Below are 16858 nucleotides of genomic sequence, written 5' to 3' on the forward strand. Positions count from 1 at the left end.
TGCTTACTCGCCCTGAGTTGGTTGTGAAATGGTTTGTTTTAAATACAAAGCTGCGCCGGTAAGACCAGGCTGCTCTGCAGTAATCACATAGGTCGGGATAGACTGGTTAAAAGCGGTAAAACGACCTTTTTGTTCAAAGCGACTGCGAAACTCACTTTGCTCAAGCAGTGGTAGCAACTTTGGAACAATACCACCACCAATGAAAACGCCGCCAGCGGTGCTTAACGTCAGCGCCAGATTGCCGGCAATGCTGCCAAGGCTGGCAAAAAACTGCGCTATGGTGTCACTAGCCAATGGATTGCTGTTAGCCATCGCCTGCTCCGAAATCGCTGCGGCGCTCAAAGGCTGAACGGATTTTTGCTGGTAATCAGCCAAAGCCAGGTAGAGATCTTCCAGTCCCGGGCCAGATAACAAGCGCTCTGGAGAAACATGACCATATTTGGCGCTTAAAAACTGATAAATCGCCCACTCCTGCGGATTGGTTGGAGCCCAATCAACATGACCGCCCTCACCTGGTAACGGCAAATAGCCTTGCTCTGCTAAGGGCAGCAAGTGACCAACGCCAAGGCCGGTACCAGCACCCAGCACCGCCATGGGTTGATTAGGCTGGGCAGAACCACCACCGATCTGTACACACTCGGCTTGCACCACGGGCAAGCTCATCGCAACTGCGGTAAAATCATTCATCACCAACAAGCTGGAGAGCTCAAGCTGTTGCTGCATGGCGCGGATGGAGAACTGCCAATGAAAGTTGGTCATTTGCACCTGATCGCCCTGCACCGGACAAGCAATGGCAATGGCGACATCCGTTAATGCCTGTAACTGCTGCTCGAGCCGATAATGCTGAAGTGCATCTGCCAAGGTGGCAAAGTCGGCGCAGCGATACACTTGCACCTGATCCAGGCTTAGATCCTGCAAGTTCACCCGACTAAAGCGAGCATTGGTGCCACCAATGTCGGCGACAATGGCGTAATGCGCTTTACCCATGCTCGCCTCCATCGGATGCCAGATGGTCTTCGGTAGAGAACAAGGCGCAGGCCCCCTCTTCCGCTCCGGTCAGCTGAGCCCGTAACCCGCCAAAGATTTCCCGGCCCATGCCGGCATAGCTTTCGGATAAGTCGATACTTTCTGCCTGACGCTCAGCCAGCACTTTGCTATCAACCAACAGCTCCAAGACTCCTTTATCAGCATCCACCCGTACCAGATCACCATTGTGCACTTTGGCCAATAAGCCACCTTCAATGGCTTCTGGAGTCACATGGATAGCGGCAGGTACTTTGCCGGATGCTCCCGACATGCGCCCATCCGTTACCAGAGCCACTTTGAAACCACGATCCTGCAGCACACCGAGCGGCGGCGTTAATTTATGCAGCTCAGGCATCCCAATGGCTTTTGGTCCCTGAAAACGAACCACCACCACACAGTCTTTATTGAGCTCACCAGCCTTAAAAGCGGCGTCCAGCTCATGCTGACTTGAGAACACCACGGCTGGTGCGGTAATCACCGCAGTTCCTTCCCGCAAAGCGGAGGTTTTCATCACAGCCCGGCCTAAGTTGCCGGAAAGCACTTCCAGGCCACCATGATGCTTGAAGGGAGTCGCAGCGGAGGTTAATACTTGCGGATCCAACGACTCAGTCGGCCCATCTACCCAGACTAATTGACCATCCTGCATCACAGGCACCTGGGTATAACGACGCAAACCAAAGCCAGCGACCGTCTGCACATCTTCGTGCAGCAAGCCTTCATCCAGCAAGGTGCGGATAAGATACGCCATGCCGCCAGCCTGTTGAAAGTGGTTGATATCGGCCTGGCCATTCGGATAAATCCGGGTAATCAGTGGAGTGACACTGGAAAGCTCGGCAAAGTCATCCCAATTAATTAAAAAGCCAGCAGAGCGGGCAACCGCAATCAGGTGCATGGTGTGATTGGTAGAGCCGCCGGTCGCAAGCAGACCGACCAATCCATTGACAATGGATTTGGCATCGACCAATTTACCGATAGGCAGGTAGTCCGTCCCCAGATCGGTTAAACGGGTAACCTGACGGGTCGCAGCTTTGGTCAGCTCATCTCTGAGTTCTGTACCAGGATTGACGAAAGAAGAGCCAGGCAAGTGCAGCCCCATCATTTCAACCACCAGCTGATTGGAGTTGGCCGTGCCATAGAAGGTACAGGTACCCGCCGAATGATAGGATGCAGCCTCCGCCTCCAGCAACTCTTCTTTGCTTGCTTTACCCTCAGCAAATAACTGGCGAACCCTGGCTTTTTCCTTGTTAGGGATACCGGAAGGCATAGGCCCTGCCGGCACAAACACAAAAGGTAAATGACCAAAGCTAAAAGCGGCTATCAGTAAGCCAGGCACGATCTTATCGCAAATACCCAGCATCAAACCGCCATCAAACATATTGTGCGATAAACCGACCGCTGCTGCCATAGCAATGATATCGCGGCTCATCAAACTCAGCTCCATACCAGGTTGGCCCTGAGTCACGCCGTCACACATCGCTGGCACGCCACCGGCAAACTGGGCAACACTCCCGACTTCATTCGCCGCCGCTTTGATCAACGCCGGGTAATGTTCATAGGGTTGATGCGCGGATAACATATCGTTGTACGAGGAAATAATACCAATATTGGCTTTGGTCAGGCTGCGCAAATCGGATTTGTCCTGCTTGCCACAGGCAGCAAAGCCATGCGCAAGGTTACCGCACGATAAGGTGCCGCGGTGTGGGCCTTTTAAACGGGCCTTTTCAATCCGGGCCAAATAGACCGCACGGCTGCGCTCACTACGGGCGGCAATCCGATCGGTAACTTTTTGAATGACAGGGTGCATAGGAAACCTCTATTCGGTAGCAAACATCACCTGGATATCAACACAGGGATGGTGTAAAAAAGCGCGGACAGGCATCTGCATCACATCATCGCCGGCTACGGCCTGATTCAGTACCGGCAATTTGCCATCGCCTACCAAATGCAAAAATAAGTGCCGCGTGTTCAGCAAGCGCTGTTTGGATAGTGACATCCGCTGATAAGGCGCAGTGGTTGGATTTACCGCCAGAGCATCCTTACTGGTCGCCAGGCCTTCAGCCAGTTCCTGACTGCATGGAAATAAAGAGGCGGTATGACCATCCTCGCCCATACCCAGGATCACCGCATCAAAAGTCGGGATGACTGTCAGCCGCTGGTTAATGGCATCTGCACCAGCTTCGGCTTGCGCATCATCCGTGACCAGGCTGATAAAGTTGGCCGCACTGGCCTTATCCTGCAGCAACACCGACTTCACCAGCCGCTCATTGCTGTCTTTGGCATCCGGCGCCAGCCAGCGGTCATCCGCCAGCGTTATGGTGACTTTAGACCAGGGCAACTCGGTGCCAGCCAGATAGCTGAACAATGCTTGTGGCGTTCTGCCGCCAGATACAGCAAGATAAGCATGGCCGCGTTCGGCAATGCCGGCTTTTAGCAAAGCAATTAAGCGCTCGGCAAAATCACGATTGAGGGCTGTACTGTTTTCAAACCGATGAAATTGCATCATCTCTCCTATTCATCCCAGTTGCGGTCATCACGCGCCAACAGCGAAATGGCGGAAACCGGGCCCCAGCTTCCCGCCTGATAGCTTTTGGGTGGCTCACCGGTCGATTTCCAGGCCTCTAAAATACCATCAACCCAACGCCAGGCGTGCTCTACCTCATCACGACGCACAAACAGATACTGATTACCGAGCATGGCTTCGAGCAACAAGCGCTCATAGGCATCAGCAATCCGTTTTGAACTGAAGGTTTCATCAAAACTTAGATCCAGCTTGGTTTGACGCAGCTGCATGCTTTCGCCAAGACCAGGGATCTTATTCATCACCTGCACCTCAACGCCCTCGTCCGGCTGCAGACGGATAATCAGCTTGTTGGCTGGCAATTGTTTGTAGGTTTCATGAAAAATGTTGTGTGGCTGGGGTTTGAAGCTAATCACCACTTCACTGCGCTTTTCCGGCATCCGCTTGCCGGTGCGCAAGTAAAATGGTACGCCAGCCCAGCGCCAGTTATCGATATCGACTTTAATCGCGACAAAGGTTTCGGTGCTACTGTTATTGCGCGAGCCTTCCTCATCCAGGTAGCCCGGTACAGCGCCGCCGGCCACATAACCACCGGCGTACTGGCCGCGCACCGTTTTTTCATGCACATTGCTGATATCAATCGGCCGCAATGCTTTGAGTACCTTCAACTTCTCATCCCGGATGCTGTCAGCATCAAGGCGTGCTGGTGGCTCCATCGCAATCAGCGTCAGCACCTGCAACAAATGGTTCTGCACCATATCACGCATCTGGCCGGCATCGTCGTAATAACTCCAGCGCCCTTCTACGCCAACCTCTTCAGCCACCGTGATCTGAACATGATCAATGGCATTGTGATCCCAGTTGGAAGCAAAAATGGCATTGGCAAATCGAAGAGCCAGCAGATTTAATACCGTTTCTTTGCCCAAGTAGTGATCAATGCGATACACCTGACATTCTTGGAAGTATTGTGCGACTTGCTCATTGATTTGACGGGACGACTCCAGATCATGGCCAATGGGCTTTTCGAGCACCACACGGGCAGGCTCTGCTGCCAAACCGGCAGAGTGCAAACCGGCACAAATCGATGCAAATAAGGCTGGTGGAGTGGCAAAATAACTGACGGGGATCCGTTGGTCGCAATCCACTACAGCACTGAGCTTCTGATAGTCGGCCGCAGCCGTTAAATCCAATTGCACATAAATCAGACGCTGCTCGAAACGTTGCCATACCGTTTCATCGATCGGCTCTTTCTTAATAAAGGTTTCCAGATTCTTACGTACCAGCTGTTGATAAGCCGTTTGCTCCAGTTCATCTCTGGCAATACCAATCACCCGGCTGTCATCATGCATTAAACCAGCTTTTTCCAGCTGATACAGCGCTGGCAATAGTTTACGACGAGCCAGATCGCCTTTGGTACCGAATAACAGAAGATCACAGGCTTTTGCTGCTGATGACATAATTTAGTCCCGTTCTAAAGATGTAATTTTACAACAACCTCCGCATACTAACGCAGCATTTCGGCGTTGTAAACCCGACTTATTGTAATTTAATTACAAATATGCTTAAGTAACCTATTATACGCCCAGTAAGCGGCTTTTATAACGGCTGCAGCGTTCAACTGTGGTAAAATAAATACTTTTCTGTAACCGGGTTTGGATGTATAACAACCACTATTACACCGGCTCGGCGACAGTTAAGGTCGCACAACCAGGAAGCATGAAATGAATGTACTTGAAAAAATAGTCAACAGTGTCGCTAACTTCAGCAAGTCTGAGCGTAAAGTCGCTGAAGTTATCCTGGCCAACCCGCAAACCACCATTCATAGCAGTATAGCTGCTTTGGCTAAAATGGCGGATGTCAGCGAACCGACCGTCAACCGTTTTTGCCGTCGTCTTGATACCAAAGGCTTCCCGGATTTTAAGCTGCATCTGGCGCAAAGTCTCGCCAACGGTACCCCTTATGTGAACCGGCATGTTGAAGAGGAAGATGGCCCGGAGGCCTACACAGCAAAAATCTTTGAGTCCACCATGGCAGCGCTGGACTCAGCCCGCCACAATGTTGATATCAACACCATCAACCGTGCCGTTGATGTCTTAACTCAAGCCAAGAAAATTTCTTTCTTTGGCTTAGGGGCATCAGCCTCGGTCGCGCATGATGCGCAAAACAAGTTCTTTCGTTTTAATGTGCCGGTGGTCTGTTTTGACGACATCGTGATGCAGCGGATGTCTGCTATTAATAGTGCCGAAGGTGATGTCGTGGTTTGCATCAGCCACACTGGCCGCACCAAAAACCTGTGTGATATTGCAGCCATTGCCCGCGAGAATGATGCAACGGTGATAGGCATTACTGCTTATGACAGTCCGCTGGCGCGTGAATGCACCCTGGTGCTGTCACTGGATGTGCCGGAGGATACTGATATGTACATGCCAATGGCCTCCAGGGTCGCCCAATTGGTGCTGATTGATATCCTGGCAACTGGATTTACCCTACGCCGGGGCTCAAAATTCAGGGAAAACCTGAAAAAAGTAAAAGATAGCTTACGTGGTTCCCGCTTTGAGAAGAAAGACTTCCCAGCTTAAATAACGGTAGCAACTGGCAGCAGAGCTTGTCAGTTGTTGTTATTTATTTTCTTACTATTTTGGTAGTCGCGCTGTATTCTGTAATAAAATTACATTACACTATCAGGAATCGTTCATTCCCACATCCAGGAGCAATTGATGCCAAGAAGAACTAAAATTGTCGCGACCCTAGGCCCGGCTACCAATACCGAAGCAGCAATTGAACAACTGATCCGCAAAGGCGCCACAGTTTTTCGTTTCAATTTTTCTCATGGCTCTGCCGATGATCATCGCCAACGCGCCGCCATGGTGCGCGCTGCGGCCAACAAAACTGGCTCGCACGTGGCTATTTTAGGTGACTTGCAAGGCCCTAAAATTCGCGTCTCTACCTTTGCAGAAAGCTCGGTAGTGTTAAAAGCAGACCAGCCCTTTTTGTTGGATGCCAGCCTGCCCAAAGGAGCGGGTAATGCGGAACAGGTTGGGATTGATTACAAAGAACTGCCAAAGGATGTACAGCCAGGCGATATTTTGTTGCTGGATGATGGCCGTATTCAATTGCAGGTCACAAGCGTCGATGGGAGCAAAGTTCATACCAAAGTCACCGTTGCCGGTAAGCTGAGTAACAACAAAGGCATCAACCGTCAGGGGGGCGGTTTAACGGCCCCTGCCCTGACCGACAAAGACAGAGCAGACATCAAGCTGGCTGCAGAAATTGACGTTGACTATCTGGCAGTCTCATTTCCACGCTGTGGTGATGACTTGCGACTGGCCCGCGAACTGGCTTTGGCTGCCGGCTCTGAAGCACGTATCATGGCAAAAATTGAGCGCGCCGAAGCTGTAGCAGATAACGAAACGCTGGATGACATCATTTTGGCATCGGATGCCGTGATGGTTGCTCGCGGTGATTTGGGGGTTGAAATTGGCGATGCGGAGCTGGTTGGTCAGCAAAAGCGCATTATTGCCCGCAGTCGTCAGCTTAATCGCATTGTGATCACCGCTACCCAGATGATGGAGTCGATGATTGAGAGTCCGATGCCTACCCGGGCCGAAGTGATGGACGTTGCTAATGCGGTTTTGGATGGCACCGATGCGGTGATGCTCTCTGCCGAGACGGCTGCCGGCTCTTACCCGACGGAAACCGTCGATGCAATGGCACGCGTTTGTATTGGGGCAGAAAAGCACCCCAGCATTAAGGTTTCCAAACACCGGATGGAGGAAACCTTTGGTGATGTCAGTGAAACCATTGCCATGTCCGCAATGTATGCCGCCAATCACTTGCCTGGTATTAAAGCCATTATTGCCTTAACCGAGTCTGGCTACACCGCCAAACTGATGTCACGCATTACCTCCACCCAACCGATTTATGCGTTATCGCGTCATCAAAAAACCCTGAATAAACTGGCTTTGTATCGCGGTGTCTACCCTGCTTTCTTTGATACCCGCGCAATTCCTGCCAATGAACTGGCACACAGTGCTATTCAGTGCATTGCCAGTACCGCAGGCTTAAAAAGTGGCGATTTGGTGATGCTGACCCATGGCGATCAAATGGAAACCATTGGCGCATCCAATACCTGCAAAATCGTACAGGTTAAGTAAGCACAAATATGCTACTAACATGACGACCAGCTACACCAAAGGCCGCAGCTACAAACTGCGGCCTTTTTGTTGCTGCCGCGCGCTGTAACGGGCATGGTACTGGCCCCACAAGGGTGAAAGGGCCGTGGTCATTGAGCCAACCACTACCAGGCAAGCACCAAGAATGGCCCAGGCATTGAGTGGTTCCGGCGACAACCAGTCAGGTTGCAGTGCATGCAAGCCTTTAGCTACCACAATGGTCACCAGCGGCGTAATTGCCAGTACGGCACTGACTTTAGATGCTTCCCAGTGATGCATCGCTTCGGCAAAGGCACCATACGCCACCACGGTATTCAAACAGCAGAACAACAAAAACGCCCAATGCCAGCCGCTTAGTTGCAACAAAGGCTGCAAGTCCGACAGTGGCATAAAAACCAATGCTCCGGCGCAGTAGATGAGCACCATGATTTGCTTGGAACTGTAATGCACCAGCAATTGCTTTTGCGCCAGCGCATAAGCCGCCCAGGTCACAGCAGCCCCTATAATCAGCAACAAACCGATGCTTTCTTCACTGACCGAGGTCAGCAAATCCAGCAATCGTTCGTTAAAAAACAACAATAAACCGGCCAGCAAAATGGCTGCGCCTATTTTTTGCCAAAACTGCAGTCGCTCTTTAAAGATCCAGACGCCACCCAGCATCATCAAAAAAGGCGCTAACTGAATTAATAACTGCCCGGTTTCTGCCGTCAGGTAATTCAGGCCCGACATATACATCAGATAATTGGCCAATAAGCCAGCTATAGCAATCAGCAGCAGCAGGATCCCCTGGCGGCTTAATAAGCTCAGGCGTGGCCACTGCCCTTGCCAGACCAGCCAGGCTCCGACCATCAGTGCAGCCACCAGGAAACGAATACCCGTCAGGGTGCTGGCGGTCAGAAAATCCAGTAACACTTTAAGGACAATGGGTAAAATGCCCCAAAGCACAGCCGTGGTAAAAGCCAGGCTGAAACCAAGAAGTGCGCGACCGGAAACCTGATGCATAACAGCAGATCCTGCAAAGGTAATGAACAGTGGTTATTGTCGCTTATTCGGGAAAAAAAGTCGCCTTATTTCAGTGAAATGAGCCGGCTCTGCGACTTGTTGCAGATCAATGCCAACCGAGGCAACTTTGCTATACTGATTCGCATTAAGCAGCTACGGGAACAAGGATATGACAACAATTCGACGCATTGGGGTACTAACGTCCGGTGGCGATGCCCCAGGCATGAATGCCTGTATTCGCTCCATTGTGCTGACCGCTGCGGCCCATCAGATTGAGGTGGTTGGCTTTTCACATGGCTTTAATGGCCTGATTGAAGGAGACTATAAAAAACTGCTGCCCTATCACGTACAGCATATTATTCACCTGGGGGGCACCGTGCTTAAAAGCGCCCGTTGCCCGGCCATGCATACCGAAGCTGGCCCCAAAGCAGCAGCACAGACCTTACAACAAATGCAGCTCGATGCCTTGCTGGTGATTGGTGGTGATGGCAGCTTTAAAGGGGCTTTGGCCATCGCGCAGCATTACACAGGCCAGATCCTGGGCTTACCAGGCACCATCGATAACGATGTTGATGGCACAGATGCGACCATTGGCTACGCCACCGCCATTGATACTGCGCTCGATGCAATCGATAAAATTCGCGATACCGCCGATGCATTCGAGCGCATTTTCCTGGTGGAACTGATGGGACGGCACAGCGGCTTTATTGCGTTGTCGGCCGGCATTGCCAGTGGCGCTGAGCAAATTATTTGTCCGGAACTTGGCGTGCTCAAGGCTGGCGAACTGGATAGTGTGATCCGCCCAATACAAAATGCCCAGGTTGTTAAAGGCAAGAGCAGCTACATCATTGTGATGGCGGAGCATTGCTATCCGGGGGGAAGCACGGCTCTGGCAGCGGACATCACCAAAGCCATTGGCATCGAATGCCGCGCTTGCGTGCTTGGGCATATTCAGCGTGGAGGATCACCGGTTGGCGCTGATCGGATCTTGGCTACCAAGCTCGGAGCTTACGCCGTCGAACAATTGCTGGGGGGTGCCCATCTGATGATGGCAGGTGAAGTAAACCATCAGGCTTGCCTGTACCCACTGCAAGCCAGTGGCGAGCATAAAAAGCGTATCGACCCTTACCTGCTGCGCTGGCAGCAGCAGGTGGCCAACGATTAAGCGCCTTTAAACACCTGCTTTACCCGATCTTTGTAACTGCGACTGACTTTGACCGTTTGGTCGTTGCTCAGCATCAACTGGTGTTCGCCATTGGGCAGCATCTGCAATTTTACGATGGTGTTTACATTGACAATGGCAGAACGATGGACCCGGACAAACAAGCGAGGGTCCAACTCTTGTTCCAGCTCTTTCATGGTTTTACGCAATATATGCGTTTGTCCGTCACGGGTATGGATGCACATGTAATCGCCAGCTGCATCCACCCAATCGATATCAATCACCATTACCCGGGTAATTTCGCCGCTGTCTTTGATGCTGATGGCATCCGGGTAGCGCGAGTCCACCACCGGCTCTTCATTGCTAAGCCGTTCTAAAATGGTTTCGGCTGCATCGCCGGTTAAGCGCGACACCACCTCGGCCAATTGCGATTTGTGCTTTTGATCATCCCGGCTTTCGAACGCTTTAACTGCCTTATCAATCGCTGCTTTTAAGCGCCCTGCCTCGACCGGTTTGAGCACATAGTCAATCGCGTTCACATCAAAAGCGGCCAGCGCATAATGATCATAAGCCGTGACAAAAATAATGTAAGGCATGGGCAAATGCTGGCTTTGCAACTGTTCAAGCACAGCAAAACCATCCATGCCCGGCATTTCAACATCTAAAAATACCAGCTCTGGCTGATGCCGGGCAATGGCTTCCAGCGCTTCCTTGCCATTGCCGCACTCAGCAACCACATTCAGATTTTTATATTCGCCCAGCCGATACAGCATCCCTTTGCGGGCCAGCGGTTCATCATCGACAACTACGACGTTTAGCATGCGTTTTATTCCGTTGTATCCAGTTCATAGGGAATGCGAATATTTACTTTCAACCCCTGCGGTTCGTTGTGGGTCAGTACCAACGAAAAATTGTGATCGTACAAAGCAGCCAGCCGCTCGCGGGTATTGACCAAACCAACCCCACTGTGCTCCGATTTTGGCAAGCCGCCGTCTAAAGGGACACCTGGCCCATTATCAGCCACCTCAAGCAATAAATCATGGCCGAATTTTTTCGCCGTTATTGCAATGTGGCCGCCATCCACCTGAGTAGCTACTGCGTACTTTATGGCATTTTCAATCAGGGGTTGCAAGATCAAACTCGGTACCAGTGCCTGGCAAGCATCTTCACTTACCTCAAAAGTGACTTTCAACCGCTCTGAAAAACGCACTTTTTCGATCTCCAGATACAAACGGGCGGCACTGATCTCTTGTTGTAATGGCACCTTTTTAATCGGATCTTTGTACAAAGAGTAACGCAAAAAGTCACTCAATCGGGTCACCATCTTTTCTGCCGTATCGTTTTCACGCGTGAGTACCAGGGTAGAGATGGCATTCAAGGTATTAAACAAAAAATGGGGATTTAACTGATAGCGCAGCATTTTTAGCTGAGCTTCATGCGCTCTGTTGGTGGCCGTTAACAGCTTTTGTTTTTCCCGTTGCAAGGTCTGGTAATACTTAATGCCAAAATAGAGGCCGCTCCAGCTTAACATCACATAAAACGATGCCGTTGCATGACGCAGGTACAACTGCACCCAGTTCCAGCTTTTAGGCTGAAAGCCATGACGATAAATTTCCCAATAGGAGTGGTTCTTTAAAATAGTCCAGACCAGCGCAACCAAAGTGGCTAACAGCAACACCGTCAGGATCATCTTCAATGGATGCCAGTACCAGGCTCGTTGGTAGACATAACGCAATGGTATGGTCAGCAGCCAGCCGACAAAGGTATCGAGCATCACCACCCAGAGGTAGGCATTTCGCACTTCTATCACGAGCGAGCCAAGGTAATGCACTACGGCAAAACCGATCCAGCCCAGGGTGTGAAGTAGCCAGAACTGCAGATGTTTTTTATCGTCTAGATTGTGTAACAAAACGCCACCAAAACTGCTTGTCAGAGCTGAAATTATACCCCACTGGCGCCTTGTTGTAGCTCAGTTAAACCTGATTCGCCTTGCATTAGTCGCAACGGCGCTGATAACGGATGCCAAGACGTTGCAGAATAAAGCTAAGCAGCCAGGCTGGGCCTATCAGCAGGAAGAAGATGTCCTGAAAAAAAGAAGGTTTTTTGCCTTCAATACGATGGCCGATAAACTGCAGCAGCCACATCAGCACAAAGAGCACCAGACTACTAAGCCAGAGCGGCCAGGCAAGCGCCAGTTCATGCCAGCGCAATAGGCTAAACACCAAGGCAGTAAACAGCGTCATGCCTGCCCCCAGGGCAAAAGACAAGCTGAAGTAAAACACCAACACCGGCACCGCAATCAGCATCGCCCAGTTGATTTCGCTGGCAGCTAAGCCAGCAAATGGCATTGGAACAGACCAGAGCAAACCAAATACAGTGGCGTAAATGACCGGTACAGCCAGCCAATGAATGGCTTTGTTGGTTGTGTTCTGATGACTCTCGGCGTACTCGGCAAACCATTGTTGGGCTGTTTTCATGATGGGACCTGACGTTCGTTAACTGCTCTTACCAGAGTAATCCACTGGTTAACAATGTCAAGCAAAGGCCTTACTCAGTAAGGCCAGACAATACCGGCACCGGCTTGCGATCCGGCCCAAGGGCAACAAAGGTAAAACTGCCTGAAATCGCTTTGTGCTGATCGTCCTGATACATGTGTTCCAAAAAAATATCCACATGCACCCGGATACTGGTACGGCCAACGTGATCAACCTTGGCCACCAGCTCAATCAGGGTGCCAGCCGGAATAGCCTCTTTAAAGTCGACCCGATCCGATGACACCGTTACCAATGGCTTGCGGCAAAAGCGGGTGGCTGCAATAAAAGCCGCTTCATCCATCCAGGCCAGCGCCTCGCCACCAAACAAGGTATTGTGGTGGTTGGTCCGGCCCGGAAACACGGTTTTGGTGACCCGGGTAATGGCATGTTGCATGCGTTTGGCAATCAGTGCGTCTTGGTTCTCTGTGCTCATGAAAGGCTGCTCGGTTGGGGACTGCGGGCGCGCATTGTACGTGAAGATGCATCAAATGCAATGGGCTGCCCGTCTCAGTCACTTGTTAACGCATTGAGCTTAGCATTGGGCCAAGGGGCTGGCCACCTACCAGATGCAGATGAATATGATACACCTCCTGCCCACCGTGCCGGTTGCAGTTCATAATCAGCCGGTAACCGTCTTCGGCAATGCCCTCGGCAGCGGCGAGTTTACGCGCTACGGTAAAGAGCCGCCCCAATGCCTGCTCGTCTTCTGGCTCGACATCATTAACTGTTGGGATCAGGTGATTTGGAATGATCAGTATATGGCTGGGTGCTCTGGGGTGAATGTCACGAAAAGCAGTCACCAACTCATCCTGATACAGGATATCGGCCGGGATTTCACCACGCACAATTTTGCTAAAAATAGTTTCTTCCGCCATGAGGATTCCTTGTCATGTTACAATCAGCAGAATTGCTCTGCAGGAGAATTCAGTATATATGAAGGCTTCAATTCAATACCAGCTTCGTTGCGCCGATATCGCTGCGCACCTGATTGAAGTTGAACTGTCGGTTCGCCCTCTCGATCAGGCGCCACTGCAACTCAGCTTACCAGCCTGGATCCCAGGCAGCTACATGATCCGTGATTTTGCCCGTAACCTGATTTGGCTGACCGCCAGCGACCGAGACGGGGCTTTAGCCGTGCTGAAAACCGATAAACAAAGCTGGCAGGTAAAGCATCGAGGTCAGCCCGTTCGCATCTGTTATCAGCTCTATGCTTTTGATCGCTCGGTACGGGCGGCTTATCTGGATGATGAAATCGCCATCCTCAATCCGGCCTGCCTGTGTCTGGCGGTTGCTGGTATGGAGGCGATGCCGCATCAATTGGAGATCCTGGCTCCATCCGACCAGGATGCCGCCGACTGGCGGTTGGCCACTGCCCTGCCAGCTGCTGCTGACACGCCCTTTCTTGGCTTTGGCACTTACCTTGCCAGCGACTACCAGCATTTAATTGACAGCCCCTTACTGGCTGGTCGTTTTGAGTTGACCGAGTTTCAGATTGATGCGGTGCCGCACTACCTGGTAGTCAGCGGCCGTAATCTTTGTGATCAGCAGCGCTTTACCGAGGATCTGGCGACCATCTGCCAACAGCAAAAAGCCATCTTTGGCAGTTTGCCTGCCGATCTCAGCAGCTACTGGTTTTTAACCTGGGTCACCGACTCTGGTTTTGGCGGTTTAGAGCACAACGACTCCACCTTGCTGCTGTGCAGTCGTTTTGATTTACCAGCCGCCGGGCAACAGCAAATCAACGAGGGTTACCAGACCCTGCTTAGTCTGTGCAGTCACGAATACCTGCATACCTGGTGGGTCAAGCGCTTAAAACCAGCCGAGTTTCACCCGTACCAGCTGGCGCAGGAGCAATACAGCCGGCAGCTATGGATCTACGAAGGATTCACCTCTTACCTGGATGATTTGGCCTTGTACAGCAGTGGCCTGCAAAACGCTGCCGATTACCTGCTGGCACTGGAGAAAACCATCACCAGGGTCACACGTAACCCAAGCAATGGCGTGCAATCCCTCGAAGACAGCAGCTTTGATGCCTGGACCAAGTTTTACAAACAGGATGAAAATGCGGTCAATGCCATCGCCAGTTATTACGCCAAAGGCGCTCTGGTCGCGCTTTGCCTCGATGCAGCGTTAACCGCCCATGGCCGGAGTTTACCGCAACTGATGCAACAGCTGTGGCAAGACTATCTGAACACAGGCACACCGGATGGCGCCATTGCCCGCGTTCTTAAAAGCTGGCAGCTGCCTGAGCTCGCCAGCCAACTGACCCACTGGGTGCAACAGCCAAAGCCGATCCCATTGGAAGACTATCTGACAGCCCTTGGCTTAGCGCTCAACTGGCGTGCTCCGCTAAAACCGGACGACCTGAACGGCCCTGCAGAAAATAATGGCAACGCCTGGCTGGGCGCTCAGTATCAGAGTTCCGAACAAGGCATTAAACTGACTGCGGTGTACCATCAGGGGCCGGCTCATCAGGCGGGTTTAATGGTGGGCGATGAACTATTGGCCATTGCAGGGTTTCGGTTAAGCAGCAACAGTGTCACTGAGCTGCTGCTCCGCCTACCCAAACAAAAGGCTCTGTCCTTGCATCTGTTCCGCAGAGATCGCTTGCTGGAACGAACTTTGGAGCTGACAGCACCGCCAGCGACGGTGGCTCAGCTCAGCATTGTGGATGAAAGCGCCTGGAGCGCCTGGTGGGCCAGCCAGGCTCGGACGGACAGTTAAGATTTACTACTTTTTCAAAGGAGGGGCTGCTTCAGGCATAAGCAGCGCCGGATCCAGCCGCTCCTGATACCAGTTAATGCGCCAGTCCAGGTGCGGACCGGTTACCCGACCGGTTGCGCCCATAGCGGCCACCAATTGCCCCTGGTTAACTTTATCACCAACAGCCACATGAAACGCATCCAGATGCATCAAGGTGGTGCTGACGCCATAGCCATGATCGATGATCAAGGTCAGGCCCGAGTAGTACAGATCTTCTGCCAAGGTCACTACGCCGGTCATTGGCGCATACACCGGGCTGCCGACCGGACCTGCAATATCAAGCCCCAGATGCGGATTACGCGGCTGACCATTGAAAATACGCTGTGAGCCATAAACGCCGGTAATACGGCCATAAGCAGGCCATACCGGTTGCTGAAAGGCATAGGGCAAATCGGTTTCGGTAGCACGGGCAGCCCGCACCAGCTGGCTGTCACGGCGGATCCGCGCCTGCACCTCAGCTGGCGGGCTGACAAAGCGCTGCTCAACGCCTTCGATACGCTGGATATCGTACTCACGGGCCTGAAAGGTAAGCGGCACGGTCAATTGCTGCCCCTCAAGCTCCAACCGCAGCTGATGCTGCAGGGGGGCATCCCGGCCAATACCGAATACCAGTTGACCATCCGGGCTCACCGCCAACTCTCGCTCGTTAAACCAGGCTTTTGTCCCTGCTGGCACAGTCACCCGGATTAAACTGCCCTGGGTAAGCTCCCCCTGCACCGCAATGCTATCCATGCTCAGCCCAGCAGCCACAGTGGTTGTGTACCCGGCCAGGCTAGCGGACAGCAATAGCGCCTTTACCCACCCCTTCATAAGCCACCACCTTGTATTGATGCGCTGTATCCAGTGCTTTTAACACACCGGCAATGTAATCGGCCAAACACTCTACCGTGGTATCGCATGGCACCACTTCGCAATGACTGGCAGGCAAACAGATTTCAAAGGCACCCTGCCCGGCCTGGTAGCGTGAACACAGATCACCTGGCAGCGGTTGCAGCTGCTGCAAATCCGCTGGCTGGCACAAGTCCTGCTCGGTGATCAGATAAATATCCTGCCAGCGATCAGCCCAAAACTTATTCAGTCGCGGCGATAACATGCCATCCTGATAAATTTGAATGGTCGAACGATGGCCATGGGCAATGCGCTGACAGTTGCCATCGTGTTTCTTCAGGCCGTGACTGTACTGGTAATAGAAGCCCTGACTGGCTTCCGGTCGCAAAGTGAGGCGCACCTCCTGCACATTATCAGGTAATTTGCCGGCCAGTTGCTGCAAAATAAATTGCTCTACTGACTGCAGGTTGACCTGCTCTGCCTGCAGCAGTGCAAAGGCCTGAGCCGGGCCGGCCACCTGAATAGTGCCTCTGGCACTGGTAAAATGCACCCGCTGTTGCTCACCCAGCTCACTCAGTGTGCACCCCTGATAAGCAGCAGGGACTGCCAGCGCATGATCAATGCTGCTATCAATGGCTTTTTTGATCACTTTTTTTACCAAGCCAAAATCAAACACCATGGAAGTCTGATCCAGATCACCATGCAGCTCAACGTCGACAATCAGGCTTTCACCCAGTAAACCGCGCTCGGCACAGAGGTAAGAGAAATCAATGACCGTCAGATCACGTACAAATAAAATCATAACAACTCACAGGCTAACAAGATAACCACATTATACGGCAGCCACCGTCAC

At 52.0% G+C, this 16858-nt stretch carries 16 protein-coding genes; 4 read left to right on the forward strand and 12 right to left on the reverse strand.

The features are described from left to right. Window positions 1-3: 3 nt before the first annotated feature. The 4 genes from QWY20_RS04250 to zwf are packed head-to-tail and all read right to left on the reverse strand — an operon-like array spanning window position 4 to window position 5001. Complete coding sequence (locus QWY20_RS04250; RefSeq protein ID WP_330127793.1) at window positions 4-987, reverse strand: glucokinase; 984 nt, start codon at window positions 985-987, stop codon at window positions 4-6. Further along, window positions 980-2830 (reverse strand): phosphogluconate dehydratase, encoded by a 1851-nt coding sequence (gene edd, locus QWY20_RS04255; RefSeq protein WP_330127794.1) that lies wholly within the window; start codon window positions 2828-2830, stop codon window positions 980-982. Before edd ends, QWY20_RS04250 begins: the two co-directional genes overlap by 8 nt. A gap of 9 nt (window positions 2831-2839) precedes the next feature. Further along, complete coding sequence (gene pgl / locus QWY20_RS04260) at window positions 2840-3526, reverse strand: 6-phosphogluconolactonase (protein ID WP_330127795.1); 687 nt, start codon at window positions 3524-3526, stop codon at window positions 2840-2842. 8 nt (window positions 3527-3534) lie between these two features. Beyond that, window positions 3535-5001: a glucose-6-phosphate dehydrogenase gene (gene zwf / locus QWY20_RS04265; RefSeq protein ID WP_330127796.1), complete on the reverse strand. Its 1467-nt coding sequence runs from the start codon at window positions 4999-5001 to the stop codon at window positions 3535-3537. A gap of 264 nt (window positions 5002-5265) precedes the next feature. Here zwf and QWY20_RS04270 point away from each other — a divergent pair, with 264 nt between their 5' ends. Beyond that, window positions 5266-6123 (forward strand): MurR/RpiR family transcriptional regulator, encoded by an 858-nt coding sequence (locus tag QWY20_RS04270; RefSeq protein WP_091339722.1) that lies wholly within the window; start codon window positions 5266-5268, stop codon window positions 6121-6123. A gap of 138 nt (window positions 6124-6261) precedes the next feature. Next, the gene (gene pyk, locus QWY20_RS04275) at window positions 6262-7698 is read left to right on the forward strand and encodes a pyruvate kinase (protein WP_330127797.1); all 1437 of its coding nucleotides are present in this window, start codon (window positions 6262-6264) and stop codon (window positions 7696-7698) included. 48 nt (window positions 7699-7746) lie between these two features. On the opposite strand, the gene QWY20_RS04280 is transcribed toward pyk, so the two are convergent. Beyond that, window positions 7747-8718 (reverse strand): DMT family transporter, encoded by a 972-nt coding sequence (locus QWY20_RS04280; RefSeq protein ID WP_330127798.1) that lies wholly within the window; start codon window positions 8716-8718, stop codon window positions 7747-7749. A 169-nt stretch (window positions 8719-8887) separates the two neighbouring features. On the opposite strand from QWY20_RS04280, the gene QWY20_RS04285 reads away from it, so the two are divergent. After that, window positions 8888-9883, forward strand: coding sequence for an ATP-dependent 6-phosphofructokinase (locus QWY20_RS04285; RefSeq protein ID WP_330127799.1), 996 nt, complete (start codon window positions 8888-8890; stop codon window positions 9881-9883). On the opposite strand, the gene QWY20_RS04290 is transcribed toward QWY20_RS04285, so the two are convergent. From QWY20_RS04290 to hinT, 5 genes are all read right to left on the reverse strand, one after another. After that, on the reverse strand, window positions 9880-10701 hold the full coding sequence (locus tag QWY20_RS04290; RefSeq protein WP_330127800.1) for a LytR/AlgR family response regulator transcription factor: 822 nt from the start codon (window positions 10699-10701) through the stop codon (window positions 9880-9882). The genes QWY20_RS04285 and QWY20_RS04290 overlap by 4 nt on opposite strands. 5 nt (window positions 10702-10706) lie before the next feature. Then, the gene (locus QWY20_RS04295) at window positions 10707-11789 is read right to left on the reverse strand and encodes a sensor histidine kinase (RefSeq protein ID WP_330127801.1); all 1083 of its coding nucleotides are present in this window, start codon (window positions 11787-11789) and stop codon (window positions 10707-10709) included. Window positions 11790-11874: 85 nt separating this feature from the next. Beyond that, complete coding sequence (locus tag QWY20_RS04300; RefSeq protein WP_330127802.1) at window positions 11875-12357, reverse strand: Mpo1 family 2-hydroxy fatty acid dioxygenase; 483 nt, start codon at window positions 12355-12357, stop codon at window positions 11875-11877. A gap of 70 nt (window positions 12358-12427) precedes the next feature. Then, on the reverse strand, window positions 12428-12847 hold the full coding sequence (locus tag QWY20_RS04305; protein ID WP_228611340.1) for an acyl-CoA thioesterase: 420 nt from the start codon (window positions 12845-12847) through the stop codon (window positions 12428-12430). A gap of 85 nt (window positions 12848-12932) precedes the next feature. Then, complete coding sequence (hinT, locus tag QWY20_RS04310) at window positions 12933-13289, reverse strand: purine nucleoside phosphoramidase (protein ID WP_330127803.1); 357 nt, start codon at window positions 13287-13289, stop codon at window positions 12933-12935. Window positions 13290-13347: 58 nt separating this feature from the next. Between hinT and QWY20_RS04315 the strand changes: the two genes are divergently transcribed. Further along, window positions 13348-15138 (forward strand): M61 family metallopeptidase, encoded by a 1791-nt coding sequence (locus tag QWY20_RS04315; protein ID WP_330127805.1) that lies wholly within the window; start codon window positions 13348-13350, stop codon window positions 15136-15138. A 6-nt stretch (window positions 15139-15144) separates the two neighbouring features. Here QWY20_RS04315 and QWY20_RS04320 read toward each other — a convergent pair whose 3' ends face one another. After that, window positions 15145-15987 carry a M23 family metallopeptidase gene (locus QWY20_RS04320; protein ID WP_330127806.1) on the reverse strand — a complete coding sequence of 281 codons (843 nt, stop codon included), beginning with the start codon at window positions 15985-15987 and terminating at the stop codon, window positions 15145-15147. Continuing rightward, on the reverse strand, window positions 15950-16807 hold the full coding sequence (locus QWY20_RS04325) for a 6-carboxytetrahydropterin synthase (protein WP_330127807.1): 858 nt from the start codon (window positions 16805-16807) through the stop codon (window positions 15950-15952). Before QWY20_RS04325 ends, QWY20_RS04320 begins: the two co-directional genes overlap by 38 nt. Window positions 16808-16858: the final 51 nt, after the last annotated feature.

Source organism: Alkalimonas cellulosilytica (assembly GCF_036325985.1).
Lineage (GTDB): Bacteria > Pseudomonadota > Gammaproteobacteria > Enterobacterales > Alteromonadaceae > Alkalimonas > Alkalimonas cellulosilytica.